We start from the raw sequence: 23735 nt of genomic DNA, 5'->3' as shown, positions 1-23735 counted from the left end.
TTCACAAACCGGCTTCGTTGTTGTCAGTCATATAAGCAGTTGAGCGCATTCTCCAATTCGCCACCGGTAGACACGGTGTCGCCGAAATGTGAACGCTGCCGCTCAGGCGGTCGTCTTTCTGTCGAGCACGAAGAGATTTTGGTGGGCGCGGGCCGTGGTGAGAATGAAATCCATAAGCGAGCGCACCCGCGGCACGTTGGCAAGGTCCTGGTGGCTCGTCAGCCAATAGCCTCGCCGCAGCTCCACTTCACCGGGAAGCACCATTTGCAGATCCGGAAAGCGGGCGGCGATGAAATTCGGCAAGATGCACAGCCCCCTGCCGCTCAGCGTTGCGGTCAGCTGCGCAAAAATGCTCGAGGACTGGAAACTTGGCCGCAGACCCGGCAGCACGTCACGCATATAATCGAGGCCCGGTGAAAAGATCAGGTCCTGCACGTAGCCGATGAAGAAGTGGTCGAGCAGGTCCTCGCGTTTTACGATTTTCGGCCGCCCGGCGAGATAGGAACGCGAGGCATAGATATGCAGCGTGTAATCGATGATCTGTTCATTGATGTAGGGACCGGCCTTTGGCGGATCGAGCGTTACCGCCACATCCGCCTCCTTTTTGGACAGCGCCATGATTTGCTGGATCGTCACCATCTCCACCATGATATGGGGATGAGTGACGGCGAAGTCTTTCAGCCTCTCCACGAAGAAAAAATTGGAAAAACCTTCAGGCGCGCTGAGCCGCACCACGCCGCGCAGCAGGCTGCCGCTTTCGGAAATATCCGATTGCAGCCTTTCGGCTTCCGCCTCGATGCGCTCGACCGTATCGACCAGCCGCCGTCCCACCGTCGTCAGTTCATAACCGCGCGGGTTTCGCTCGAACAGCTTGGTTTTCAGGGAAAATTCCAGCCGGTCGATATGGCGGGAGACGGTGGCGTGGCTGGTGCGCAGGCTTCTGGCTGCCGATGAGAGCTGTCCGGTGCGGGCCACGGCCAGAAAATATTGCAGGTCGTCCCAGGTGAAGGGGGTGGCCATATTTGTCTCCCATCAAGAGTTCTGTTCAAAAATGAACAGTTCCTGTTCGCAATTTGATGATGCCCCGCTCTTGTGTCAACGGCCGAATTCGAGAAGTCTAGGCTCAGGATGCATCGCTTTGAGGAGGGCGGTGTGACCGTTCAGGTGCAATGGCATGGAAGCCCGCAGGCGGTTTCGTTCACCGTTGCACAGACCCATCTGAGGCTCGCAATCATCTCTGGGAGGAGAAGTCATGCGCAAGAGTATCGTTTTATCCACGGCCATGGCGCTGGCCGCTGGCACCGCCGCCTATGCCGCCGAGATTTCGGACGGCAAGGTCAAGATCGGCATTCTGAACGACCAGTCGGGCGTCTACGCCAATTTCGGCGGCAAATACTCTTATGAAGCCGCGAAGATGGCGGTCGAGGATTTCGGCGGCAAGGTGCTCGATGCGCCGGTGGAAGTGGTGACCGCCGACCACCAGAACAAGGCGGATGTGGCCTCCAATATCGCCCGCCAATGGTACGATACCGAACAGGTCGATTCGATCATGGAACTGACCTCGTCGTCGGTCGGCCTTGCCGTGCAGGCGCTGTCGAAGGACAAGAAGAAGATCACCATCAATACGGGTGCGGCAACCACCGAACTGACCGGCAAGCAGTGCAGCCCCTATGGTTTCCACTGGGCCTATGACACCTATTCGCTGGCTGTCGGCACCGGCGGCGCGCTCGTCAAGCAGGGCGGCGACAGCTGGTTCTTCCTGACCGCCGACTATGCCTTCGGTTATTCGCTGGAAGAAAATACCGCCAATTTCGTCAAGTCCAATGGCGGTAAGGTTCTGGGTTCCGTGCGCCATCCGCTCGCCACGACGGATTATTCCTCCTTCCTGCTGCAGGCGCAGTCCTCGGGCGCGAAGGTCATCGGCCTTGCCAATGCCGGTCTCGACACCTCCAACGCCATCAAGCAGGCGGCCGAATTCGGCATCGTCGCCGGCGGCCAGCGGCTCGCGGCGCTTCTCTTCACGCTTGCCGAAGTCCACGGCCTCGGTCTTGAGGCGGCTCAAGGGTTGACGCTGACGGAAGGTTTTTATTGGGACCGCGACGATGAATCGCGCAAGTTCGGCGAACGCTTCAAGGAACGCACCGGCGCCATGCCGAACATGGTTCATGCCGGCACCTATTCCGCCGTGCTGCATTACCTGAAGGCCATCGAAAAGGCTGGTACGGATGATGCCGATGCCGTCGCCAAGGCCATGAAGGAAATGCCGGTCAACGACGTCTTCTCGAAGGACGGCCATGTGGCCGCCAACGGTCGCATGATCCACGACATGTATCTCATGGAAGTGAAGAAGCCGGATGAGAGCAAGCAGCCGTGGGATTATTACAAGGTTCTGGCCACCATCCCCGGCAAGGAAGCCTTCATGGACCCCGCAAAGAGCGGTTGCCCGCTGGTAACGCAGTAAAGAAGAATAAAAAGGGGAAAGCTTGATGACGATCGCTCCCGCCCTTGCCGGGCAGGCCGAACCTCGCGTCGTTCTTTCGGCGCGCGGTCTCTCCAAGACCTTCGGCGCATTCGCGGCCGTGAAAAACGTCGATCTCGACGTCCACCATGCCCGCGTGCATGCGCTTATCGGTCCGAACGGCGCCGGCAAAACCACGGTCTTCAACCTGTTGACCAAGTTTCTCCAGCCGACAGGCGGGGCGATCACCTTCATGGGAACGGACATAACAAGGACGCCGCCGGACAAGGTGGCGCGACTGGGCCTCGTCAGGTCTTTCCAGATATCGGCGGTGTTTCCGCATCTGACGGTTCTGGAAAACGTGCGGGTGGCGTTGCAGCGGCCGAATGGCCTCGCAACGCAATTCTGGCTGCCGCTCTCCTCGCTCGACAGGCTGAACGCCCGCGCCGAGGAGTTGATCGCAACGGTTGGCCTGACACGGGAAAAACATGCGCTTGCGGCCGATCTTTCTTACGGCCGCAAGCGTGTGCTTGAAATCGCCACCACGCTGGCGCTCGATCCGAAGGTTCTGCTGCTCGATGAGCCGATGGCCGGAATGGGCGGTGAGGATGTCTCCCACGTCGCCGAACTCATCCGCGAGGTGGCAAAGACACGCGCGGTGCTGATGGTCGAACATAATCTGAAAGTCGTGGCCGATATCTGCCACCACGTCACGGTCTTGCAACGGGGTGAAATTCTGGCGGAGGGCGATTATGCCACTGTCTCCGCCGATCCGCGTGTGCGCACGGCCTATATGGGCACGGAGGAGGCTTGATATGGCGGCAATGCTCGAAGTCTCCAACCTGAAATCCTGGTATGGCGAGAGCCAGGCGCTGCACGGTGTCGATCTGACGGTCGGCGAGGGCGAAACCATCACCATTCTCGGCCGCAACGGTGTGGGCAAGACCACGACGCTGCGCACCATCATGGGCATCATCCGCAACCGCAAGGGCGTCATCAAGCTGGGCGGCAGGGATCTGATGCCGGTGCCGCTGCATCGCACGGCGAAATACGGCATCGGTTTCGTGCCGGAAGAGCGCGGCATCTTCGCGACGCTGAGCGTCGAGGAAAACCTGAAGCTGCCGCCCGTCGTCGCATCCGGCGGCATGACGCTCGATGAAATCTACGAGCTGTTTCCCAATCTTTACGAACGCCGCACCAGCCCCGGCACCAAGCTTTCCGGTGGCGAGCAGCAGATGCTCGCCATGGCGCGCATCCTGCGCACCGGGGTCAAGGTGCTGCTGCTTGATGAACCGACCGAGGGGCTCGCTCCGGTCATCGTGCAGCGCATCGGCGAGGTGCTGCAAAAGCTGAAGAGCCGCGGCATGACCGTTGTTCTGGTCGAACAGAATTTCCGTTTTGCGAGCCGCATCGCCGACCGTTTCTACCTGATGGATCACGGCCAGATGGTCAGCAATTTTCCGGTCAGCGAGCTTTCCGGCCGCATGGGCGAGCTCAACATGGTGCTGGGGGTTTAACGATGACGATGATCTTCGGCGTTCCAATTCAGGCACTGCTCGGGCAATTGCTGGTGGGCCTTATCAATGGCTCGTTTTATGCGCTGCTGTCGCTTGGCCTTGCCGTCATTTTCGGCCTGCTGCGCGTCATCAATTTTGCCCATGGCGCGCAATATATGCTCGGCGCTTTCGTGGCCTTCCTTGGCCTGCAATATTTCGGCATCAATTTCTGGGTGGCGCTCATCGTCACACCTTTCGTCGTGGCGCTGTTCGGTGCGATCGTCGAACGCTTCCTGCTGTCGCGGCTTTATGATCTCGACCCGCTTTACGGGCTGCTTTTCACCTTCGGCCTGGCGCTTGTGGTGGAAGGCACGTTCCGCTGGCTTTACGGCGCTGCCGGCCAGCCCTATTCGGTGCCGCGTGAGCTTGCCGGCGGCACCAATCTCGGCTTCATGTTCCTGCCGAATTACCGCGCTTTCGTCGTCGTCATTTCGCTCATCGTCTGCATCGCCACCTGGGCGCTGATCGAAAAGACGCGGCTTGGCTCCTATCTGCGCGCTGCCACCGAAAACCCGACGCTGGTGCAGGCCTTTGGCATCAATGTGCCTGTTCTCCTGACGCTGACCTACGCGCTGGGTGCCGGCCTTGCCGGTTTCACCGGGGTTCTCGCCGCGCCGATCTATCAGGTCTCGCCGCTGATGGGCACGAACCTCATCATCGTCGTTTTTGCCGTGGTCGTCGTCGGCGGCATGGGGTCGATCATGGGCGCCATCGTCACCGGTTACATGCTGGGCGTGGCCGAAGGCTTGACCAAGGTGTTCTACCCGGAAGCCTCCAACATCGTCATCTTCGTCATCATGGCCTTTGTGCTGCTCATCCGCCCCGCCGGACTTTTCGGAAAGGACGCCTGATATGTCCAAAGCCACCCATAGCCCCACTGCCGGCACGATGCCGCAGACGGAAGTTTCGACGACTGCCGGAACAATCAAGACCGTGCTCATACTGGCGGGTCTCGCCGTTCTCATCGCCGCACCGATGTTCGTCTATCCGATCTTTCTGATGAAGCTCCTGTGCTTTGCGCTGTTTGCCTGCGCCTTCAATCTGCTGATCGGTTACACGGGCCTTCTGTCCTTCGGCCATGCGGCGTTTTTCGGCGGTGCAGCCTATTTCACCGCCTATTCCGTTAAAGAATGGGGCGTCACCCCCGAGATCGGCCTTGTCATCGGCATGGCGGGTGCGGCCCTTCTCGGTCTCGTCATCGGTTTCTTCGCCATCCGCCGCCAGGGCATCTATTTCGCCATGATCACGCTGGCGCTGTCGCAGATGTTTTATTTCTTCTGCCTTCAGGCGCCCTTCACCCATGGTGAGGACGGCTTGCAGGGCGTGCCGCGCGGCCATCTCTTCGGTCTTCTCGATCTCAATGCACCGCTCAATATCTATTACACGGTGCTGGCGGCCTTTGTGTTGGCGCTTCTTGTCATCTGGCGTTTCGTCAATTCGCCCTTCGGCATGATCCTGAAATCGATCCGCGAAAACGAGCAGCGCGCCATTTCGCTGGGCTACAGCGTGCAGCGCTACAAGCTCGGCGCTTTCGTGATGTCGGCGACGCTGGCCGGTCTTGCGGGTGGCCTCAAAGCGCTGGTCTTCCAGTTCGCGACGCTGACGGATGTGACCTGGCAGATGTCCGGCGAAGTGATCCTGATGACGCTGCTCGGCGGCATCGGCACCATGATCGGCCCGATCTTCGGTGCCGGTCTCGTCGTCACCCTGCAGAACTATCTCGCGACATCGGATTTCCCGGTCACCATCATCACCGGCCTCGTATTCATGGCCTGCGTTCTGGTGTTCCGGCGCGGTCTGATCGGCGAATTTTACGCGTCGCGGCTCGGGAGAAAACTCGGCTTTCAGCACCGCAGCTAGACATTTTTGAAAACACAGACAAGGCCTCCTCCGCGTCCGGGACGGTGCGGCAAGGGCGGCGCATGGAGAAGAGCATGGGCGAATATGACTATATCGTCATCGGAGCGGGGAGTGCCGGATGCGTTCTCGCCAACCGCCTTTCGAAAGACCCGAACAACCGCGTGCTGCTTCTGGAAGCGGGCGGCAACGATAATTACCACTGGATCCATATTCCGGTCGGTTATCTCTATTGTATCAACAATCCGCGAACCGACTGGTGTTTCAAGACGGCGGAAGAGCCGGGGCTGAACGGCCGCTCGCTGATCTATCCGCGCGGCAAGGTGCTTGGCGGCTGCTCCTCCATCAACGGCATGATCTATATGCGCGGCCAGGCGCGCGATTACGATATGTGGCGGCAGCTCGGCTGCGAGGGCTGGGGGTGGAACGATATCCTGCCCTATTTCCTGAAGTCGGAAGACTTTTATCGCGGCAAGAACGAGATGCATTCCGCCGGCGGCGAATGGCGCGTGGAAAAGGCCCGTGTGCGCTGGGATGTGCTGGACGCCTTCCAGAAGGCGGCGGGCGAGGCCGGCATTCCCGCAACCGATGATTTCAACCGGGGCGACAATGAAGGCGCCGGTTATTTCGATGTCAACCAGAGGGCCGGCTGGCGCTGGAACACGGCGAAAGCCTTCCTGAAACCGGCGCTCGGCCGCAAGAACCTGACGGTTCTGACCAAGGCCCATGTCAAGCGTCTTATCATCGAAGAAGGCCGTGTCACCGGCGTCGAATTCCACCATGACGGCGTTTTGAAAAAGGCACGCGCCCGGCGTGAGACGGTGCTGTCCGCCGGTGCCATCGGCTCGCCGCATATTCTGGAGCTTTCCGGCGTCGGCCGTGGCGATGTGTTGCAGGCGGCCGGTATCGACACGGTGGCGGAGGTTCAGAGTGTGGGCGAGAACCTGCAGGACCATCTGCAACTGCGCATGGTCTACAAGGTCTCCGGCGTCCTGACGCTGAATGAAAGGGCCTCCACCCTGTTCGGCAAGGCGAGGATCGGCCTCGCATATGCGCTGACACGCTCCGGACCGATGTCGATGGCGCCGAGCCAGCTCGGCGTTTTCACCCGTTCCTCGCCCGAAAAGGAAACCGCCGATCTGGAATATCATGTCCAGCCGGTTTCACTCGACAAGTTCGGCGATCCGGTTCACACTTTTCCGGCCATTACCGCAAGTGTCTGCAATCTGCGGCCGGAAAGCCGCGGCTCAGTGCATGTGAAAGGACCGGATTTCGCCATGCAGCCGGAAATCCGCCCGAACTATCTTTCCACCGAAGGCGACCGCCAGGTGGCCATCGACGCCATGCGGCTGACGCGCCGTATCGTCGCCCAGCCGGCCTTCGCGCGCTTCAAGCCGCAGGAATACCGGCCCGGCCCGTCTTTCGAGAATGACAACGATCTCGCCAAGGCGGCCGGCGATATCGGCACCACCATCTTCCACCCCGTTGGCACGCTGCGCATGGGGTCGGACATGGAAAGCGTGGTCGATGCGCGGCTGAAATTCCGCCGGCTCGCCGGGCTGCGCGTCGCCGATGCATCGGTGATGCCGCGCATAACATCCGGAAATACCAATTCCCCGACGATCATGATTGCCGAAAAGGCCGCCGACATGATCCTTGCGGATAATCGCTGAAAGGAGCGCTCCGATGAAGACCGTCGCTTTTATCGGGCTGGGACATATGGGCCTGCCCATGGCCGCCAATCTCGTCAAGGCCGGATATGCCGTCAGGGGTCACGATCTTTCCGAAGCCTGCCGCGCGGCGGCGAAAGAGGCGGGCATTCCCGTAGCGGCAGATTCCGCCGAGGCTATCGAAGCGGCTGAGGTGATCATCACCATGCTGCCGAAGGGCGAACATGTCGTCTCGGTCTATGGCGATCTGGTTCGGAAAATTCCTGCCGGCACGCTGCTCATCGACTGCTCGACGGTGGATATGGAAAGCGCGCTGAAGGCGCATGAGCTGGCCGCTTCCGCCGGTTGCCCCTCGGTCGATGCACCCGTTTCCGGCGGGACGGGCGGGGCTGCGGCGGGCACCCTGACCTTCATGTGCGGCGGCGAGGCTGCGGCTTTCGCTGTGGCAAAGCCGGTGCTGGAGGCGATGGGCAAGAAGATCGTGCATTGCGGCAAGGGCGGTAACGGCCAGGCGGCCAAGATCTGCAACAACATGATCCTCGGCATTTCCATGATTGCGGTGTCCGAAGCCTTCGTGCTCGGCGAAAGGCTCGGGCTTTCGCATCAGGCGCTGTTCGATGTCGCCTCTACGTCTTCGGGCCAATGCTGGTCGCTCACCACCTATTGCCCGGTGCCGGGACCGGTGCCGACATCGCCCGCCAACAAGGATTACCAGCCCGGATTTGCGGCGGCCCTGATGCTGAAGGATCTGAAACTTTCGCAGGAGGCGGCGAAGGGCGCCGGGGCTTCCACCCCGCTCGGTGCGGCGGCGGCGGCGCTTTATGAAAACTTCGTCGGCGAAGGAAGCGGCGGGCGTGATTTCTCCGCCATCGTCGAAATGCTGCGCGGGGGCGAGGCATGACGGACGCCGCGCCATCCGACATCTTATGGGTACCGCCGGAGAAGAGGCTGGAGCGCTCGGCGCTTTTCGCCTTCGCGACGAAAACGGCAAAGCTGCACGGGCAGGCCGCCGATGACTATGCCGGCCTGCTGCGCTGGTCCATCAACGCGCCGGATGAATTTTACGATGCGCTGTGGGACGAACTCGGCATTATCGGCACGCGCGGCGATACGGCATTCAAGCCCGGCAAGACCATACGGGAGGCCGAGTTCTATCCGGGCGCAAGTCTCAATTACGCCGAAAACCTGCTGCGCGATGCCGACGGGCGGCTGGCCATCATCGCCCATCGCGACGACGGCACCAGGCGGGAGATTACCCGCAGAGAGCTTTACGACGAAGTGTCCCGCATGGTGCAGGCGCTTACCCATGCAGGTGTGAGCGAAGGCGACCGCGTCGGTGCCATCGTCACCCATGATATCGAGGCGATCGTCAGCTATCTGGCTGTCAGCGCCATCGGGGCGATCTGGTCGTCCTGCTCGCCGGATTTCGGCCCGGCGGGAGCCTCCGACCGCCTGTCGCAGATCGGCCCGAAAATCCTCATCGCCGTGCCGGAATATGGTTATGCCGGCAAACGCATCGATGTCGGCCCGACCATCCGCGCCGTGGCGGAAAGTGCGGCTCCTGAAAGGATCGTGCTGATCGGCGGTGCCGTTCCCGAAAGTCTTGCCGATCTCGGCTGCGTGACGCTTACGGATTTCGTCGCGCCTTACGCGGCGGGCGAGATCGCCTTCAATCGTCTGCCCGTCAAGGCGCCGCTGGCGATCCTTTATTCCTCCGGCACCACCGGCAAGCCGAAATGCATCACCCATTCCGGCGGCGGTTTGCTTCTTCAGCACATGAAGGAACTGAAGCTGCAATGCGATATTCAGGAGGGCGAGCGCTTCTTCTATTTCACCACCTGCGGCTGGATGATGTGGAACTGGCAGGTCTCCGGTCTGGCGCTCGGCGCAACGCTCGTCACCTATGACGGCAATCCCGGTTATCCGACATCCGCGCGGCTGATCGATCTCATCGACGCCGAACGGATCGCCACTTTCGGCACGTCGGCGAAGTTTATCGATGCCTGCCTGAAGGCCGGGCTGAAACCGCGCGAAAGCCACGATCTTTCGTCGCTGAGGACGATTCTCTCCACCGGCTCGCCGCTCATCCCGCAATCCTTCGATTATATCTATCGCGACTGGAAGGCAGACGTGCACCTTGCCTCCATTTCCGGCGGCACGGATATCTGCGCCTGTTTCCTTGGCGGCAACCCTTTGCAGCCGGTTCATCGAGGCGAATTGCAGGGTGCGATGCTCGGCATGGATATCGACACGCTGGACGATGAGGGCCGTTCCGTTCGCGGCGTTGCCGGCGAGCTCGTCTGCCGCAATGCGCACCTTTCCATGCCGGTGAAGTTCTGGGGCGATGAGGATGGTTCGCGCTATCGGGCAGCCTATTTCGACCGGTTCCCCGGCATCTGGGCGCATGGCGATTTCGCCGAAATGCGCCCGTCGGGCGGCTATGTCATTCATGGGCGTTCGGACACGACGCTCAATCCCGGCGGGGTTCGCATCGGGACTGCGGAAATTTACCGGCAGGTGGAAACCGTGCCTGAAGTCGAAGAGGCGATTGCCGTGGGGCAGGATATCGAGGGCGACCAGCGGGTCATTCTCTTCCTGCGCATGAAGGAAGGTGCGGCCCTGACGGAGGAGTTGGAAAAGACCATCCGCAGCCGCATCCGTTCCGGGGCCACGCCGCGGCATGTGCCGGCAAGGATTATTGCCGTCAGCGCCATTCCCCGCACCCGTTCCGGCAAGATTTCCGAAATCGCGGTGCGCGATACCATCCACGGCCGGCCGGTGAAGAATGCCGATGCGCTCGCCAATCCCGAAGCGCTCGAACTTTTCCGCAACCTGCCGCAGCTGAAGGACTAGGCCGATGGAGGATCAACCGAAGACCGTGCTTGTCACGGGTTCCACCAGCGGCATCGGGCTCGCCATCGCCAAGCGTTTCGCCGAGGCGGGGTATCTGGTCGCGGTACATGGCATAGAGACGACGGAGGAGGCGACGCAGGCCCTGGAGATGGTTGCGCAGGTGGCGCGTCACAGGCCGGTCTATTTTGCCGCCAACCTCGCCAATTATGATGAAAGCGCCCATCTGCCGGAAACCGTCATCGCCGAATTCGGTCATATCGACGTCCTCGTCAACAATGCCGGCATTCAGAAGGTCGCGCCGATCGACGAGTTCGATTTCGCCGATTTCTCCCGCATCGTCGCCATCTCGCTCGACAGCGCGTTTCACACCATCCACGCGGCCCTGCCGGGCATGAAGGAAAGGGGCTGGGGCCGCATCGTCAACATCGCTTCCGCGCATGGCCTGCGCGCTTCGCCCTTCAAGGGGCCTTATGTAGCGACCAAACATGCGGTGGTGGGGCTGACGAAAAGCGTGGCGCTGGAAGTGGCCGAACTCGGCATCACCTGCAACGCCATCTGCCCCGGTTATGTCTGGACGCCGCTTGTCGCCGCCCAGGTTGCCGACCAGGCGCGCGTGCATGGCATGAGCGAGGAGGAGGTGGTGAAAAAGGTGATGCTCGCGCCGCAGCCGACCAGACGGTTTGTGCAACCGGAAGAAGTAGCGGAAATGGCGCTTTATCTCGCGGGCGATATGGCCCGCTCCATCACCGGCACCACCATTTCCATCGATGGCGGCTGGACCGCGAAATAATTTTCACGCACGCGCTTTAAGCGAACTGTCTCACCGGCTTCCGGCATTGTTGAGCGGTTTCAATCCTGTATAGTTTTCGTGGACGGCGGGGGTTCAGCGCCGTGTTCATGGAAAAGCGTCATGATGAACACAGGGTCTTTTGAAGCGCCGCTGGCGCGTTCGCGCTTCGATACGCGCCAGGTGCCGAAACGCGACGCCATGGGGCTGTGGCGGGATTCGATCAACGTGCTTTTCGATGCCCGCCTGCGCCGCTCGCAGGATGACGGCTTCTTCGCCAGCGTGGATGCCGCTTTCATTGGCAATGTCGCGCTCGGCCGCACCCAGTCCTCGGCGCAGGATTTCGACCGTTCGCGCCACAAGCTTGCCCGCGACGGCATGGACGGTTTTCTCCTGCAATTCTACGCCAGCGGACAAAGCATGTCGCGGCGCGGATCGGGCGAGACCGCAGGGCCCGGCGACCTCTATCTCATCGACATGGCGCAGCCGCTTGCCACCGCCACGACCGACCACGACCATCTCAGCCTCGTGGTGCCGCGCCGGCTGCTGGAAGGCAGGCTTGGCGGTTCCGGCAATCATCATGAACGCGTGCTGCCGGCCGGTTTGCCGCTGGTATCGCTGCTGCGCGAAACAATGACGAGCATCTATCGCCATTTCGATGTCATGAACGCCAGCGAGGGCGCAGCGACGGTCTCGCCGCTTCTGGAACTGGCTGCGGCAGCCATCAACAACCATGTCGGGCACGACAATGCGCAGGGCGTGCAGCGGGCGCTCAGGGCATCCATCCGGCGTTATATCGACAATCACCTTCTCGATCCGGCCCTGTCGGTGGAAAAGGTCATGGACGAATTTGGCGTGTCGCGACGCACCGTCTACCGGCTCTTCGAGCCGCTGGGAGGGTTTTCAGCCTGCATCACCCATCGGCGTCTCGAGCGCGCGATGGATTTCCTGCGGGCACCGCAGTCGGCGCATATGACGATTGCCGAGGTGGCGGCGTCCTATGGTTTCACCAATCCGGAAAATTTCAGCCGCGTCTTCAAGAAGGCCTTCGGCCTTTCGCCGCGTCAGATGCGGCATTTCGCTTCGGAAAACCGTGACCTCACGTCGGATATTCTGAAGCCGGATAGCGCGGAATGGACCCGCTGGATCGTGCAACTCGGCCGCTGACCACGCTTTTAGGGGTGCCCTTCTGACACTTTATGACGGTTTGTTGGCACAATCCGACCATTCGCTGCGGTTGCGGCGCGATGGGGATGCGCATGTCTTTCAGACGTGCCAAACAGGGCTGGTTATTTTTATCAATATATTGCCTGACAATCATGATGTTGAGAATCCTCGCTTTTCTGAACCTTTGTCGCCAATGGCGCCATGAGCTGAAACAACACCTCTCCTTTTCCGGCGCCGGATTTCACAGGCGGCCATCACCCCTGCCGTCGGCGAATTTTGACGACCTTCCAGACGACCCATGGGAAACGGATGAGGGCGGAGCACGTTTGCCGGTCTCCTGGCTCGGCCTCGGGCAAAGCTTCAGCGCGGTGGATGTAGCGGACTGTGACAGGGCGCGTTTGCCGGCCGAGTGAGGTGAGCCGTTCTCCGGCGATCTGGAACAAAACCCTGACCCCGGGGATTAGATCAACAGGGTTACAGGGAGTGAAAGACATGGCCAGAGAAAATGCCAGCTATCCCGACAGTCGGGATGCTCCAAAAAGCGAAACGGCAACGCGCGCGCGGCAGGGATCGCGCGGACGTCCCGTCCTTGTCATTCTGATCGTCAGCGTGTTTCTTGCATTGGTGGTCTGGGCCGTTGTCGAATATTCGGTTTTCGAACCCGACGAGAACCTGCCGCAGAACCCCCAGACCGAGACAGCGCCCGTGCCGCAGCAGCCATCCGGAGCGGGAAGCTTCGACAACAATCCGGCAAATGGCCGTCCCCAACCGCCGTCCTCGACAGAAACAAATCCCACGCCGCAGGATTCGACCGGAGCGCCGCAAAACCCATGACCACCATGGCGTGAAGTTTTTTCGCGATGATGATGATTTTCATGGAACCAGATCGCGCCCGATTTCATTTCACGCAAAGTGACAGGAATCGGGGGTTTCATTGATGGCAGTCACCGTCACTGCAGTTGTTCTCACGCTGATCGGTCTTGCGCTGTTCGGTTTCGGCTCTCAGCTCGTCATGCTGGGCGGGAGCTTTTATTACGTGCTTTCCGGACTGGCCTTTCTGTTGACGGCCATTCTGCTGTTCAGGCGCAATCGCGCAGCTCTTCACGTCTATGCCGTCTTCATTGTCGCCACACTCGCCTGGGCCATCTGGGAAGTCGGTTTCGACTGGTGGCAGCTTGGCCCGCGCGGCGGCATCATCATTCTCATCGGCCTCTGGCTTCTGGTTCCATGGGTCAGAAAGCCGCTTGGTTTTTCGAGCCCGACCGGGCTTAGCTACGGGCCGAACGCCTGGCCGCTTGCCCTTTCCGTCCTCGCCTCCATCGTCGTCGCCGGATATTCCATGGCGCAGGATCCGCACGATACGGCAGGTTCCCTGCCTCAGGAAACGGTCTCGGCCACGCCCGCCTATGGCGGCAATGTGCCTGACGGTGACTGGCATCAATATGGCCGCACGCCCTATGGCCAGCGTTATTCGCCGCTGACCCAGGTCAATGTCGACAATGTCTCGCAGCTCAAGGAAGCCTGGCGTTACCAGACGGGCGATGTGAAGCTGCCCGATGATGTGGGTGAAACCACCTATCAGGTGACGCCGCTCAAGATCGGCAATACGCTTTATATCTGCACGCCGCATAATTGGGCGATTGCCATCGATGCCGCCACCGGCAAGGAAAAGTGGAAATACGACCCCAATGTCGGTCTCAATCCGGATCGCCAGCACCAGACATGCCGCGGCGTTTCCTATTATGCCGAGCCGAATGCCGCTCAGGGCACGGCCTGCGCCGAGCGCGTCTACCTGCCGACCTCGGATGCGCGGCTGATCGCGCTTGACGCCGCCACCGGTCAGGTTTGCACGTCCTTTGCCGATCAGGGTGTGCTGCATCTTGAGCAGGGCATGAAATACAATCCTGCCGGTTATTATTATTCGACCTCGCCGCCCGTCATCGTGGCGGGCAAGATCATCATCGGCGGCGCGGTGAACGACAACTATTCCACGCAGGAACAGTCCGGCGTCATCCGCGCTTTCGATGTGAACAGCGGCGCGCTCGTCTGGAACTGGGATTCCGGCAACCCGGCGAAAACCGAACCGATTGCGGCGGGTGAAACCTACACCACCAATTCGCCCAACAGCTGGTCGGTCTTCAGCTATGATGAGGGCCTCGGCCTCGTTTATATCCCGCTTGGCAATCAGGTGCCGGATCAGCTCGGCATGGGCCGCAGCGAGAATGTGGAGAAATATTCCTCCTCCATCGTCGCGCTGGATATAAACACCGGCAAGGATCGCTGGGTGCGCCAGACGGTTCATCACGATCTCTGGGACATGGACGTGCCGGCCCAGCCGGTGCTGCTCGACATCACCAAGGACGGCCAGACCGTGCCGGCCCTCGTCGGCCCCACCAAGCAGGGCGATATCTACGTTCTCGACCGGCGCACCGGCGAGCCGCTTCTGCCGATCACCGAAGAGCCCGCGCCGGGCGGCGCCATCCCGGAGGATTTCACCTCCCCGACGCAGCCGACGACGGCCTTGTCCTTCAAACCGGAGCCGTTGCAGGAAAAGGACATGTGGGGCGTCTCCATGTTCGATCAGCTCGCCTGCCGCATCCGCTTCCATCAGCTGAACTACAAGGGCCGCTACACGCCGCCTTCGCTCACCGGCTCGATCATCTATCCCGGCAATTTCGGCACCTTCAACTGGGGCAGCGTGGCGGTCGATCCCGAACGCCAGGTGATGTTCGGCATGCCGACCTATCTCGCCTTCACCTCGCAGCTCGTGCCGCGCGCCGACATTCCGCCGAAGGGTCAGGACGAAAAGGGTAGCGAACAGGGCCTCAACCGCAATGACGGCGCGCCCTACGGCGTGTTCATGGGTCCGTTCCTCGGTCCGCTGCAGATTCCCTGCCAGGCCCCGCCATGGGGTTATGTCGCGGGTGCTGACCTGCGCACCGGCGATATCGCCTACAAGCACAAGAACGGCACGGTCCATGACATGACGCCGCTGCCGCTGCCCTTCAAGGTGGGTGTGCCGGGCATTGGCGGGCCGATGATCACCAAGGGGGGCGTCGCCTTCCTCGGTGCGGCCGTCGACAACTATCTGCGCGCCTATGACCTGACGACCGGCAAACAGCTTTGGGAAGCGCGCCTGCCGGCCGGCGGCCAGGCAACGCCGATGACCTATGCGCTGGATGACGGCAAGCAATATGTGGTGATGGTTGCGGGTGGCCACGGCTCCGTCGGAACCAAACCGGGTGACTATGTGATCGCTTATACCCTGCCGTAATCTCTGCAGGTTTCAAGATACAAAAAAACCGGAATGGGCGACCATTCCGGTTTTTGCTGCAAAAGAGGGTATCAAGCCGCCTTTTTCTCGGCGGCGGCGTTAACCGAAGTCTTGGCGAGCGCGGTCAGCGCATCATCGGTTTTCGCTTCTTCCTTGAGCGTGGCATCCAGCAACGAAACTGCTTTCGTGTGGCCCAGCTTTTCCGCCCATGCCTTCAGCGTGCCGTAACGGGCGATCTCATAGTGCTCGACCGCCTGTGCCGAGGAAACCAGACCGGCGTCGAGGGCGGGCGTGCCCTTGAAGTCCTCCATGATTTCCTCGCCCTCGGCGATGATGCCCTGAATGGCTTCGCAGGTCTTGCCCTGCGCCCGCTTGCCGATGATCTCGAACACCTCCTGCAGGCGTTCGACGTGCCCCTGGGTTTCTTCCTTGTGTTTTTCAAAAGCCTGTTTCAACTTCGGATCGGTCGCCGCCCGTGCCATCTTCGGCAGGGCTTTCAGGATTTGCCGTTCGGCGTAATAGATATCTTTCAGCGTGTCGTAGAACAGATCATCGAGTTTCTTCTCGGCCATTGGTCCTTCTCCCATGTGTGAAAATACATGACGTGCGCCCACGCGCACGGGAGACAAACCCTTTGCTGCGCCCATGGTTCCGGCTCGGTTGCGCGCAACGTTTATATTGCCGCGCGGAACCAACACGCCTCTGCGAACTTAGTGTGAAGAAATTTCGGGAGGAGACGCGACAGTGCCCCAGAGCCTTGCAGAAGAATTTTCCATGAATATTTCCATCCCCTTCGAGGTGCTGCTGGTGCGTGTGTTCGGCGCGGTCATCCTGTGTGGCCTGATCGGTCTGGAGCGGGAGTTTCACAAGAACACCGCCGGCCTGCGCACCAACATGCTGATCGGCCTTGCCGCCGTTACCTTCTGCGTCATCACCATTCACATGATGGAGACGATGGCGGAAGGTCATGAGGCCGCGCGGCTCGATCCCATCCGCCTGGTTGAGGCGGTGACGGCGGGCATCGCCTTTCTCGCGGCGGGTGTGGTTGTATATACCCGGGGCGATGTCAAAGGCCTGACGACGGGCGCCAGTATGTGGCTTTCGGCGGCAATCGGCCTCTCTGCCGGTCTTGGCATGTGGCCGCTTGCTTTTCTTGCCTCGGGAATGGGCATTGTCGTCCTGTGGACGCTGCGCCGCATACAGGTGGCGGCGGGCATCAAGGAGGAATGAACGAGATCAGCCGAAGCGGAAAAGATCGGCGTCGGGATCCTTGCCGCCATTGATGGCGGCGGTCACGATTTCAGCGGCGATCTGGCTGAAGGTGATGCCGTTACCGCCGAAACCCATCACGGCATAGACGTTGTTCATTCCGGGCACCGCGCCAATCAGCGGCAGGCCGGTGGTGGTCGAGCCGAAGGCCGCCGCCCAGCGATATTCCGGCTTTCCCATATCGATACCGAGAAGCTTCTCGATCTTGCGGCGGATCGTCTCCGCCTTGGCGGCGAGCTTGCGCTCCGACTGGTAGGCGGTGGGGTTTTCCTCGTCCTCGCCTCCGGCGATCATCCGCCCCTCCCGGTCGGTGCGCAGGTAGAGATAGGGATCGGAGGCCTCCCAGACGATATGGTTCTCCAGCCAGTCGGGTAGGTCGAGCCCCTTTCTGCTCGCCAGCGCCCAGGTGGAAATGATCTGGTGTTTCGGGCTCTCCAGCATTTTCAGGAATTCATAGCCGGTGCAGAAAACGACATTGCGTGCTGAAAGGATTTTGCCGCCGGCGGTGGCAAGGACAACCTCGTCGCCGAGGTTTCTGAGATCGGTGATCTCAAGCTGGGAGACGATTTCGGCACCGGCGCCCGCGGTGTGGCGCAGCAGGCCGGCCGTCAGCTGCGCGGGATTGGCGGAGGCCGAAATATCGCTGAGGATGGCCCCGGTCCGGTGCAAGCCGTATTGCTCTCTCAGTTCCGCAGCCGTGAGAAGACGGGCCTCGATGCCCGCTTCTTTGCGGGCTGCCGTTTCGGCCTTCAACGCCCGCGATCCCATTTCGTCTCCAGCCAGATAAAGGGCCTGTTTGCGCCTCATGCTGCAGGAGATGTCGAGCGAAGAAACGATTTCCTCCAGCCGCAGGACGGCGCGGGCGGAACGCTGCCATGCCCGGTCAGCCGCGTGCCTGCCGATCATCTTTCGAAGCTGTGTCAGCGGCGTGTCGATTTCGTGCTGGATCATCGCGGTGCTGGCGACGCTGCTGCCCATTACCGGCTCGCGCCGGTCGACGATCAGCATGGATTGACCCGGCCGTTGCAGGGCATGGGACACCAGCGCGCCGCTGATACCGGCGCCGACGACGATCGTGTCGTAGTGGTCGGCTTCCGGCGTATGCCTGCTGCGGACGCCGATGCGCGGCGTATCCGCCCACACGGGCTTTGAATCCCTGAGGTCGCGTTCTTTCGTCAGTTCCGATGTCGGCATGAAATCATCCTGAAAGGTGTCACGGCTCTGTATAACCGGCGACATTGATGGTGAGCGTTGCGCTGCGGGGGTCGTTGCGGAAGAAAAGCGTGCCGGTGTCGAGAGACTCCGAGGCGACGTAATCGAATGTCACATCGGCGCTCTCCAGTGTCGCGTCGTTTTGCTGCAGGTCGCCACGCACCTGCACCTGCGCCGCCGTCGTCATGGACAGGTTGCGGATATCGAACCGCACCCGGTATTGCCCCGCCTGCGCCTCCACACCGGTAACGGCGATTTCGAAGCGGGCATCCTCCGGCCTGTAGCGATAAATGTCATAACCGATCCAGCCCAGCATGGCGGCGACAAGAAGCGTGCAGATGATGCCCGTCAGCCATTCCACCCAGTGGGGCTCGGAGCTTTCCGTATGTTTGCGGCCCTTGGATATCGTCATCTTGTCCTCACAGGATCAGCCGGGCGGAGGCCGCGCCGATCGAGGCGGGAACGCCGAGAATGACGGCGGCACTCATGATCTGCGACAGCGAGGTGTGGTCGAGGCGCTCGAAGGTCCAGAGCGTATAGATGCTGATGGCGATGGCGATGACATAGCCGGGCAGGGTGAAGCGGATGAAGGATTGCCACCACTTCTGTCCCTCGTGCAGCTGGTGCGAGCCCTTGAAGTGAAGCGCGTAGACAAAGCCATGCATGATGGCGATCGACAGCAGGCAAAGCGCCAGAATGTGATAGGGCGTCACCTTATAGGCGATCAGGATCATTTCTTCCGTCGGCGCGACATTGAGGCTGAGGAAAAGCGCGCCGACAACCATCATGAACAGTTCGTGCAGATAACCCGTCTCGCCGGAATATTCGCCTTCCTCTTCATCCTCCGCGTCGGAATGCTGACCGAGCTGGCTGCGTCCGAGCAGCGCGCCGATGCTGGCTGGAACGGATTGCAGGGCAATCTTGGCGACGATGTTGGAGGCGGTGATCTGGTCGTTCAGAATGCCGAACAGCAAGAGCACGGCCGCGCTGACGGCGATGCCCAGCCCATAGGCCGTTATCGCATCGCGCAGCGCCTGGCTCCAGGAGTGAATATTCTCGAAACCGATGCGGCGGGCGAGAAGAAGCAGCAGCGGCAGGTTGAGGATGCAGAGCAGCAGAAGCCGCCAGGAATTGGCGTAAAGGCCGAGAAACCACATTTCCATGGTCATCAGCATGGGCAGGGCAAACAGCAATGCACCCGCCGTGCCGCGCGCGAGACCGATCAGAAATTGCCCGACCTCATCATCATCCGCATCTCTTCGATTGATCGCCGTCACCATGCCGCCCCCTGTCCAAAGCGATAACGCAATGGCGTTTTTCCGGTTCCGTGCGTTTATTTCGCGGGATCGATGAGAGCGATGCCGAATTCCCGGCGATAGCTGCGCCGCAATTCCGCAGGTGTTTCGCGGATGACGACTTCCAGCGTCGGCCGCACCATGCCCTTCAGAAAATGGCCGCCCTTCGTGGAGCCATCGGCAAAGCCCAGAACCACATGCAGGTGCGGATTGGGCGTATCGTTCTCGTCAAGGGTGATATCGCCGAGCAGGCTCAGAACCTCGCTCTGGTCGGTGACCGGTATTTCCTTATAGTCCTTTGTCGAAAGATCGAAAAAGGCGAGTGTCGCCGTGGCGAAGGCACCGATTGCGGTAACCGAGGCGGCGTTGATGTTCTCGGCCCTGGCAAAGCGCCTGATGGCCTCGAAGGCTTCTTCCTCGGGATCGATGACGAGGATGAAGGTGCGCTCCGCGCCGCTTGCCAGCAATCTGCTTTTCATGTCTTCCTCCCAAATAGAAGTGCCGCCGGGAAGCCGGCGGCACGAATATGGTACGTGCCTTAAGCGGCGCGGCGTTCGTGGCGGCCTTCCTCGACCTCTTCCACGATCTTGGCGACGAAGGCATCGAGATCGTCAGGGCTGCGGGAGGTAATGATCCCCTTGTCGGTCACCACTTTTTCATCCTTCCAGTTGGCGCCGGCATTCTTGAGGTCGGTCTTGATCGACCAATAGGAGGTGGCGTCGCGGCCACGCAGGGCGTCCGCTTCGACCAGCAGCCACGGCGCATGGCAGATGGCGGCAACCACCTTGCCGGATTTGACAAAATCGCGGACCACCCGCATCGCATCCTCGTCATGGCGCAGAACGTCCGGATTGATCTGGCCGCCGGGAAGAACCAGCGCGTCAAAATCTTCCGTTTTTACGGCCTTGGCGGGAAGGTCGACGGCGATACTGTCGCCCCAGTTCTTCTTGTCCCAGCTCCTGATCTCGCCCTCCTTGATGGAGGCGATCCTGACGTTCGCACCTTTGGCCTTCAGCCGGTCATAGGGCACGCGCAATTCGGAACGCTCATAGCCGTCGGTTGCGAGAATGAGGATTTTTGCAGCGTTGATGGCAGTCATGTCTGTCTCCTTCTGGGTTCACTTGTCCTTGTCGGAATTCATGGAGGGCAGGAAAAATTCCACGTCCTTGAGGCGCTTCGCGTCGAGATTTTCGATATGCGTTTGCCAGAACCGTTCGGCTTCCGCCGGTTCGTGCTGCCATTGGCGCACGAAGGTCTTGTTGTCATCGATCATCACCTGACGCGTGCCGCCGAGACGCAAATATTCTTCCGCAAGTTTGCGAGTTTCGGTCTTTTCCATGTCGCGGCTCCTTGTGCGTGGAAAGCGGGAACGGAGGGGTGCCGGATGGGTAAGAATCTCGGCTGCCATTTCGTTGGCCACCGGGAGAAAACGGAAAAATCCCGATGTTCTTCAGCGCCATCGCGTCCGTTTGACACGGCGGCCCCTCCTGCTGGAACAACGTGAGCTTTCCGGTAAGGTTCCGCAGTTTTTTTGGCGGCCTCGTTGCCGGTGCCGAATGTATCGCGCGCAATTTTTTACCGGAACAAACGGGCATGTCCCGCTGTTTTATCCCCGATGCAGGGGAGGCAGCATGGCAGCCAGACAAAGCGACGGCGAATACCACGGTAACAACGACAACAAGGGTTTCTGGTCGATCGATTTCGGCAATTCACCGGTTATCGGCACGGCCATTCATGACGGTCATCGCATTAGACCGGACATATCCGGGCTCATCGCCCTTTCCCCGGAACAGCGGTTGAGGGAGGAAGACCCTTTCACCGGTGAGATGGTCGCGGGACTGACGAACCGCATCGTCGTTCACCATTCGCGTTTTGAAATCGATCTCAACCGTGCGGCCGATCAGGCGATCTATCTGAAGCCGGAACAATCCTGGGGGCTTGAGGTCTGGAAAGAGGAGCCGGCGCAGGAAGCCATCCGGCAATCGCTCGCTTTTCACGCCGACTATTATGCGATGCTGGAGACCGTGCTCCCTGCAATCGAAAGGCGGCATGGCGCTTTCGTGGTGCTCGATGTGCACAGCTATAATCATCGCCGGCAGGGCGCCGCCGCGCCGCCGACGGCGCAGGCGGAGGCGCCCGATATCAATATCGGCACCTTTTCCATGGATCGCAGCCGCTGGGGCGATATCGTGAGCGCGGTCGGGCATCATTTCGCGTCAGCGACCATCGGCGGACGCCGCCTCGATGTTCGCGAGAACGTGGCGTTTCAGGGCAAGGGGGAACAGACCCGTTTCATCCACGAAAGGTTCGCCGAAAATGGCTGCGCCATTGCGGTCGAGTTCAAGAAATTTTTCATGGACGAGTGGACGGGAAAGCCGGATGCGCGTGTGGTGGCGGATATTCGCCAAGCGATAGCAGCACTTCAGCCGGTGCTCGAAGAATGCCTGAGGTCGCGGCGATGAACCTCTCCTCCGCCCGCAGCGCACCGTCTCCCATCGCCGATCTGGTCGATGACGTCGTGTCCTGCCTCGAGGCTGGCAAGGCCATCCGCCGCGATGTCGGCAAAGACGGCCGCCTGCATATCGACCGGCCGCTGCCGTTCCTCTGCCTGCATCTGACGGGCGGCACGAAAAATCTCGCTGCCCGCGATATCGCCGCCGCCCATGCCTCCTATCTGATCGCGTCGACCATTCAGGAGGCTGCGCCGCTGATCGAGGCCGTTGGCACGGTCATGCGGCAGCGTTTCGGCGCTTTCATGATCCTCGATATCGGCGAGCTGGAGCATGACATCCTGCTGGCCGACGATTCGCCTTTCCTCCCGCATTATGAGGTTTCCGTTTCGGCGACGGCTGAGCCAGAGACGCAGAATGCCCGCAGGGTCTTCATCAAGGCGGTTTGCGATGCCGAAGTGCGTTTTCGCACGCCGCGCATCACCCGGCCGGAGCCGGATGCCGATCCGGTTCTGCGGTTCAAGAATGCGGGCCTCGATTTTCCCTGTATCAGCGTGCGTTTTGCGCCGATCTACCGCCAGCCGGAATCCGGTGCGGATTATCCGGGCCTGCGGGTGACGATGATCGCCGATCTTTTCGATGCCGGCCTGCAGGCTTTTTCATCCTTCGCTTCGGGCAAGGACGCGCTCAAGGTTACCAGCCATCGGGCGCTGGGGCGCAAGGCCTTCGTCGATGCGGTCAGGCGTGCCGACCGGTCCGTCGACGATATTGTTTCATCCTTCGATTTTCTGCTTTCCGTCACGCCCATCAATGCCCGGCGGGCCTTCGAGGAGTTTCGCGATGGCGGCTTTCAGTTCGCGCCGCGCCTGCTTTACCGGCCGCTCGGCGTCGATGTGGAGGAGCAGAAACGCAAGCTTTATTCCGTCGTTTTCGATCATCTGGAAGACCCGGTGCTTTATAATCTCTACCGGGAGAAACAGCAGGAGATCGATCTGCAACTGACGATGCTCGCCAATCTGCACCATCGCACCTTCACCGATTTTTCCCGCGCCCTTTATGGCGCTGTCGAACCGGCCCTCCTTCAGCTGGCGCTGCGCGTGCTTGCGGATTGCCCGCGCAGGGAGGAGACCAGTGAAATCGCCATGGTCGATTGTTACGCGGTTGCCAAGAAGTCGCGGGAGATGGTCGAGACCTATCTTGCGGAAGACCCGGAATTCAAGGCGCGCGTCGAAATCCGCGACGACCTGCCGCCGGGCCTGATGGTGACGGGCGAGAAGCTTTTGATCTCCCGCCACACCGTCATGGAACAGCGCCGTGTCGAGGCGCTGCTGTCGCATGAGATCGGCGTGCATCTTCTTACCTATTTCAACGGTTCGTTTCAGGGGCTGCGCCTCTTCCGCACCGGCCTTTCCGGTTACGAGGGCGTGCAGGAGGGGCTGGCGGTGCTGGCGGAACATCTGGCTGGCGGCATGACGCGCGAGCGCCTGCGGCTGATCGCCGGCCGCGTTATCGGCTGCGCCGCCATGCTGGATGGGGCAAGCTTCGTGGAGACCTTCCGCACCATGACCCGCGATCACGGTTTCGACGAGGCCGGGGCCTTCAACATGGTGCTGCGCATCTATCGCGGCGGCGGTCTTTCCAAGGATGCGATCTATCTGCGCGGGCTTGCTGAAGTGCTGGACCATCTGCGCAGGGGCGGGGCGCTCGATCCGTTCTGGATGGGCAAGATCGCCGCCGCCCATTTTCCGGTGATGCAGGAGCTTGCCCTGCGCGGCCTGCTTCGCCCGCCGGGCGTCAGGCCCGCATTCCTGCTGCCCGCCAGGGCCAATGAACGGCTGGAAAAAATACGGGCGGGATTATCCATTGCCGAACTGGCGACATTATAGG

General features: G+C 60.8%; 23 protein-coding genes. 15 read left to right on the top strand and 8 right to left on the bottom strand.

Features of this window, described 5'->3' with window-relative positions; all coding sequences use genetic code 11:
• Positions 1-102 precede the first annotated feature (102 nt).
• Positions 103-1020, bottom strand: a complete 918-nt coding sequence (locus tag ACIK7D_RS19735) for a LysR family transcriptional regulator (RefSeq protein ID WP_080820005.1) — start codon at positions 1018-1020, stop codon at positions 103-105.
• A gap of 232 nt (positions 1021-1252) precedes the next feature.
• Here ACIK7D_RS19735 and ACIK7D_RS19730 point away from each other — a divergent pair, with 232 nt between their 5' ends.
• The 12 genes from ACIK7D_RS19730 (at position 1253) to ACIK7D_RS19675 (ending at position 15622) form a co-directional block, all read left to right on the top strand.
• Positions 1253-2461: an ABC transporter substrate-binding protein gene (locus tag ACIK7D_RS19730; RefSeq protein ID WP_059756891.1), complete on the top strand. Its 1209-nt coding sequence runs from the start codon at positions 1253-1255 to the stop codon at positions 2459-2461.
• Between the two features lie 25 nt (positions 2462-2486).
• Positions 2487-3272, top strand: a complete 786-nt coding sequence (locus ACIK7D_RS19725) for an ABC transporter ATP-binding protein (RefSeq protein WP_127757866.1) — start codon at positions 2487-2489, stop codon at positions 3270-3272.
• A gap of 1 nt (position 3273) precedes the next feature.
• Positions 3274-3975, top strand: coding sequence for an ABC transporter ATP-binding protein (locus tag ACIK7D_RS19720; RefSeq protein ID WP_400157155.1), 702 nt, complete (start codon positions 3274-3276; stop codon positions 3973-3975).
• A gap of 2 nt (positions 3976-3977) precedes the next feature.
• Positions 3978-4865 (top strand): branched-chain amino acid ABC transporter permease, encoded by an 888-nt coding sequence (locus ACIK7D_RS19715; protein WP_003522496.1) that lies wholly within the window; start codon positions 3978-3980, stop codon positions 4863-4865.
• Between the two features lies 1 nt (position 4866).
• A complete protein-coding gene (locus tag ACIK7D_RS19710) occupies positions 4867-5874 on the top strand; it encodes a branched-chain amino acid ABC transporter permease (RefSeq protein WP_400157154.1) in 1008 nt (335 codons plus the stop codon).
• Positions 5875-5948: 74 nt separating this feature from the next.
• Positions 5949-7544, top strand: a complete 1596-nt coding sequence (locus ACIK7D_RS19705) for a GMC family oxidoreductase (RefSeq protein WP_400157153.1) — start codon at positions 5949-5951, stop codon at positions 7542-7544.
• 13 nt (positions 7545-7557) lie between these two features.
• On the top strand, positions 7558-8442 hold the full coding sequence (gene mmsB, locus ACIK7D_RS19700) for a 3-hydroxyisobutyrate dehydrogenase (RefSeq protein WP_400157152.1): 885 nt from the start codon (positions 7558-7560) through the stop codon (positions 8440-8442).
• Positions 8439-10394, top strand: a complete 1956-nt coding sequence (locus ACIK7D_RS19695) for an acetoacetate--CoA ligase (protein ID WP_400157151.1) — start codon at positions 8439-8441, stop codon at positions 10392-10394. The genes mmsB and ACIK7D_RS19695 overlap by 4 nt, the downstream gene beginning before the upstream one ends.
• A gap of 4 nt (positions 10395-10398) precedes the next feature.
• Positions 10399-11184, top strand: a complete 786-nt coding sequence (locus ACIK7D_RS19690; protein WP_080820020.1) for a 3-hydroxybutyrate dehydrogenase — start codon at positions 10399-10401, stop codon at positions 11182-11184.
• A gap of 120 nt (positions 11185-11304) precedes the next feature.
• The gene (locus ACIK7D_RS19685; RefSeq protein WP_400157150.1) at positions 11305-12348 is read left to right on the top strand and encodes a helix-turn-helix domain-containing protein; all 1044 of its coding nucleotides are present in this window, start codon (positions 11305-11307) and stop codon (positions 12346-12348) included.
• Between the two features lie 492 nt (positions 12349-12840).
• Entirely contained in the window at positions 12841-13182 is a 342-nt protein-coding gene (locus ACIK7D_RS19680; RefSeq protein WP_400157149.1) for a hypothetical protein, read from the top strand.
• Between the two features lie 103 nt (positions 13183-13285).
• Complete coding sequence (locus ACIK7D_RS19675; protein ID WP_400157148.1) at positions 13286-15622, top strand: glucose/quinate/shikimate family membrane-bound PQQ-dependent dehydrogenase; 2337 nt, start codon at positions 13286-13288, stop codon at positions 15620-15622.
• Positions 15623-15693: 71 nt separating this feature from the next.
• On the opposite strand, the gene ACIK7D_RS19670 is transcribed toward ACIK7D_RS19675, so the two are convergent.
• Complete coding sequence (locus tag ACIK7D_RS19670; RefSeq protein ID WP_065657331.1) at positions 15694-16194, bottom strand: ferritin-like domain-containing protein; 501 nt, start codon at positions 16192-16194, stop codon at positions 15694-15696.
• A gap of 172 nt (positions 16195-16366) precedes the next feature.
• On the opposite strand from ACIK7D_RS19670, the gene ACIK7D_RS19665 reads away from it, so the two are divergent.
• Positions 16367-16852, top strand: a complete 486-nt coding sequence (locus tag ACIK7D_RS19665; RefSeq protein ID WP_035239298.1) for an MgtC/SapB family protein — start codon at positions 16367-16369, stop codon at positions 16850-16852.
• 6 nt (positions 16853-16858) lie between these two features.
• On the opposite strand, the gene ACIK7D_RS19660 is transcribed toward ACIK7D_RS19665, so the two are convergent.
• From ACIK7D_RS19660 to ACIK7D_RS19635, 6 genes are read right to left on the bottom strand one after another with little or no spacing between them, the layout of a single operon-like run.
• Positions 16859-18085, bottom strand: a complete 1227-nt coding sequence (locus tag ACIK7D_RS19660; RefSeq protein ID WP_400157147.1) for an NAD(P)/FAD-dependent oxidoreductase — start codon at positions 18083-18085, stop codon at positions 16859-16861.
• A gap of 19 nt (positions 18086-18104) precedes the next feature.
• Positions 18105-18515, bottom strand: a complete 411-nt coding sequence (locus ACIK7D_RS19655; protein ID WP_400157146.1) for a TIGR02588 family protein — start codon at positions 18513-18515, stop codon at positions 18105-18107.
• Positions 18516-18522: 7 nt separating this feature from the next.
• Positions 18523-19383, bottom strand: a complete 861-nt coding sequence (locus ACIK7D_RS19650; RefSeq protein ID WP_135398542.1) for a TIGR02587 family membrane protein — start codon at positions 19381-19383, stop codon at positions 18523-18525.
• A gap of 53 nt (positions 19384-19436) precedes the next feature.
• Positions 19437-19877 carry a PPC domain-containing DNA-binding protein gene (locus ACIK7D_RS19645; RefSeq protein ID WP_400157145.1) on the bottom strand — a complete coding sequence of 147 codons (441 nt, stop codon included), beginning with the start codon at positions 19875-19877 and terminating at the stop codon, positions 19437-19439.
• Positions 19878-19936: 59 nt separating this feature from the next.
• Complete coding sequence (locus ACIK7D_RS19640) at positions 19937-20497, bottom strand: type 1 glutamine amidotransferase domain-containing protein (RefSeq protein ID WP_080820033.1); 561 nt, start codon at positions 20495-20497, stop codon at positions 19937-19939.
• An 18-nt stretch (positions 20498-20515) separates the two neighbouring features.
• Positions 20516-20737: a hypothetical protein gene (locus ACIK7D_RS19635; protein WP_080820035.1), complete on the bottom strand. Its 222-nt coding sequence runs from the start codon at positions 20735-20737 to the stop codon at positions 20516-20518.
• 292 nt (positions 20738-21029) lie between these two features.
• Between ACIK7D_RS19635 and ACIK7D_RS19630 the strand changes: the two genes are divergently transcribed.
• The gene (locus ACIK7D_RS19630) at positions 21030-21860 is read left to right on the top strand and encodes an N-formylglutamate amidohydrolase (RefSeq protein WP_400157144.1); all 831 of its coding nucleotides are present in this window, start codon (positions 21030-21032) and stop codon (positions 21858-21860) included.
• A complete protein-coding gene (locus ACIK7D_RS19625) occupies positions 21857-23734 on the top strand; it encodes a flavohemoglobin expression-modulating QEGLA motif protein (RefSeq protein ID WP_400157276.1) in 1878 nt (625 codons plus the stop codon). The genes ACIK7D_RS19630 and ACIK7D_RS19625 overlap by 4 nt, the downstream gene beginning before the upstream one ends.
• Position 23735 lies beyond the last annotated feature (1 nt).

Source organism: Agrobacterium sp. P15N1-A (assembly GCF_044626815.1).
Classification (GTDB): Bacteria; Pseudomonadota; Alphaproteobacteria; order Rhizobiales; family Rhizobiaceae; genus Agrobacterium; species Agrobacterium leguminum.
The sequence above is the reverse complement of the archived record's forward strand: the minus strand, read 5'-3'. Positions and strand labels throughout refer to the sequence as shown.

Coding starts and splice junctions, on each gene's coding strand:
- ACIK7D_RS19690 (WP_080820020.1), top strand. CDS start 10,399: ATGGAGGATCAACCGAAGACCGTGCTTGTCACGGGTTCCACCAGCGGC.
- ACIK7D_RS19705 (WP_400157153.1), top strand. CDS start 5,949: ATGGGCGAATATGACTATATCGTCATCGGAGCGGGGAGTGCCGGATGC.
- ACIK7D_RS19625 (WP_400157276.1), top strand. CDS start 21,857: ATGAACCTCTCCTCCGCCCGCAGCGCACCGTCTCCCATCGCCGATCTG.
- ACIK7D_RS19680 (WP_400157149.1), top strand. CDS start 12,841: ATGGCCAGAGAAAATGCCAGCTATCCCGACAGTCGGGATGCTCCAAAA.
- ACIK7D_RS19715 (WP_003522496.1), top strand. CDS start 3,978: ATGACGATGATCTTCGGCGTTCCAATTCAGGCACTGCTCGGGCAATTG.
- ACIK7D_RS19710 (WP_400157154.1), top strand. CDS start 4,867: ATGTCCAAAGCCACCCATAGCCCCACTGCCGGCACGATGCCGCAGACG.
- ACIK7D_RS19670 (WP_065657331.1), bottom strand. CDS start 16,194: ATGGCCGAGAAGAAACTCGATGATCTGTTCTACGACACGCTGAAAGAT.
- ACIK7D_RS19675 (WP_400157148.1), top strand. CDS start 13,286: ATGGCAGTCACCGTCACTGCAGTTGTTCTCACGCTGATCGGTCTTGCG.
- ACIK7D_RS19695 (WP_400157151.1), top strand. CDS start 8,439: ATGACGGACGCCGCGCCATCCGACATCTTATGGGTACCGCCGGAGAAG.
- ACIK7D_RS19685 (WP_400157150.1), top strand. CDS start 11,305: ATGATGAACACAGGGTCTTTTGAAGCGCCGCTGGCGCGTTCGCGCTTC.
- ACIK7D_RS19650 (WP_135398542.1), bottom strand. CDS start 19,383: ATGGTGACGGCGATCAATCGAAGAGATGCGGATGATGATGAGGTCGGG.
- ACIK7D_RS19735 (WP_080820005.1), bottom strand. CDS start 1,020: ATGGCCACCCCCTTCACCTGGGACGACCTGCAATATTTTCTGGCCGTG.
- ACIK7D_RS19660 (WP_400157147.1), bottom strand. CDS start 18,085: ATGCCGACATCGGAACTGACGAAAGAACGCGACCTCAGGGATTCAAAG.
- ACIK7D_RS19655 (WP_400157146.1), bottom strand. CDS start 18,515: ATGACGATATCCAAGGGCCGCAAACATACGGAAAGCTCCGAGCCCCAC.
- ACIK7D_RS19730 (WP_059756891.1), top strand. CDS start 1,253: ATGCGCAAGAGTATCGTTTTATCCACGGCCATGGCGCTGGCCGCTGGC.
- ACIK7D_RS19630 (WP_400157144.1), top strand. CDS start 21,030: ATGGCAGCCAGACAAAGCGACGGCGAATACCACGGTAACAACGACAAC.
- ACIK7D_RS19725 (WP_127757866.1), top strand. CDS start 2,487: ATGACGATCGCTCCCGCCCTTGCCGGGCAGGCCGAACCTCGCGTCGTT.
- ACIK7D_RS19635 (WP_080820035.1), bottom strand. CDS start 20,737: ATGGAAAAGACCGAAACTCGCAAACTTGCGGAAGAATATTTGCGTCTC.
- ACIK7D_RS19640 (WP_080820033.1), bottom strand. CDS start 20,497: ATGACTGCCATCAACGCTGCAAAAATCCTCATTCTCGCAACCGACGGC.
- mmsB (WP_400157152.1), top strand. CDS start 7,558: ATGAAGACCGTCGCTTTTATCGGGCTGGGACATATGGGCCTGCCCATG.
- ACIK7D_RS19720 (WP_400157155.1), top strand. CDS start 3,274: ATGGCGGCAATGCTCGAAGTCTCCAACCTGAAATCCTGGTATGGCGAG.
- ACIK7D_RS19645 (WP_400157145.1), bottom strand. CDS start 19,877: ATGAAAAGCAGATTGCTGGCAAGCGGCGCGGAGCGCACCTTCATCCTC.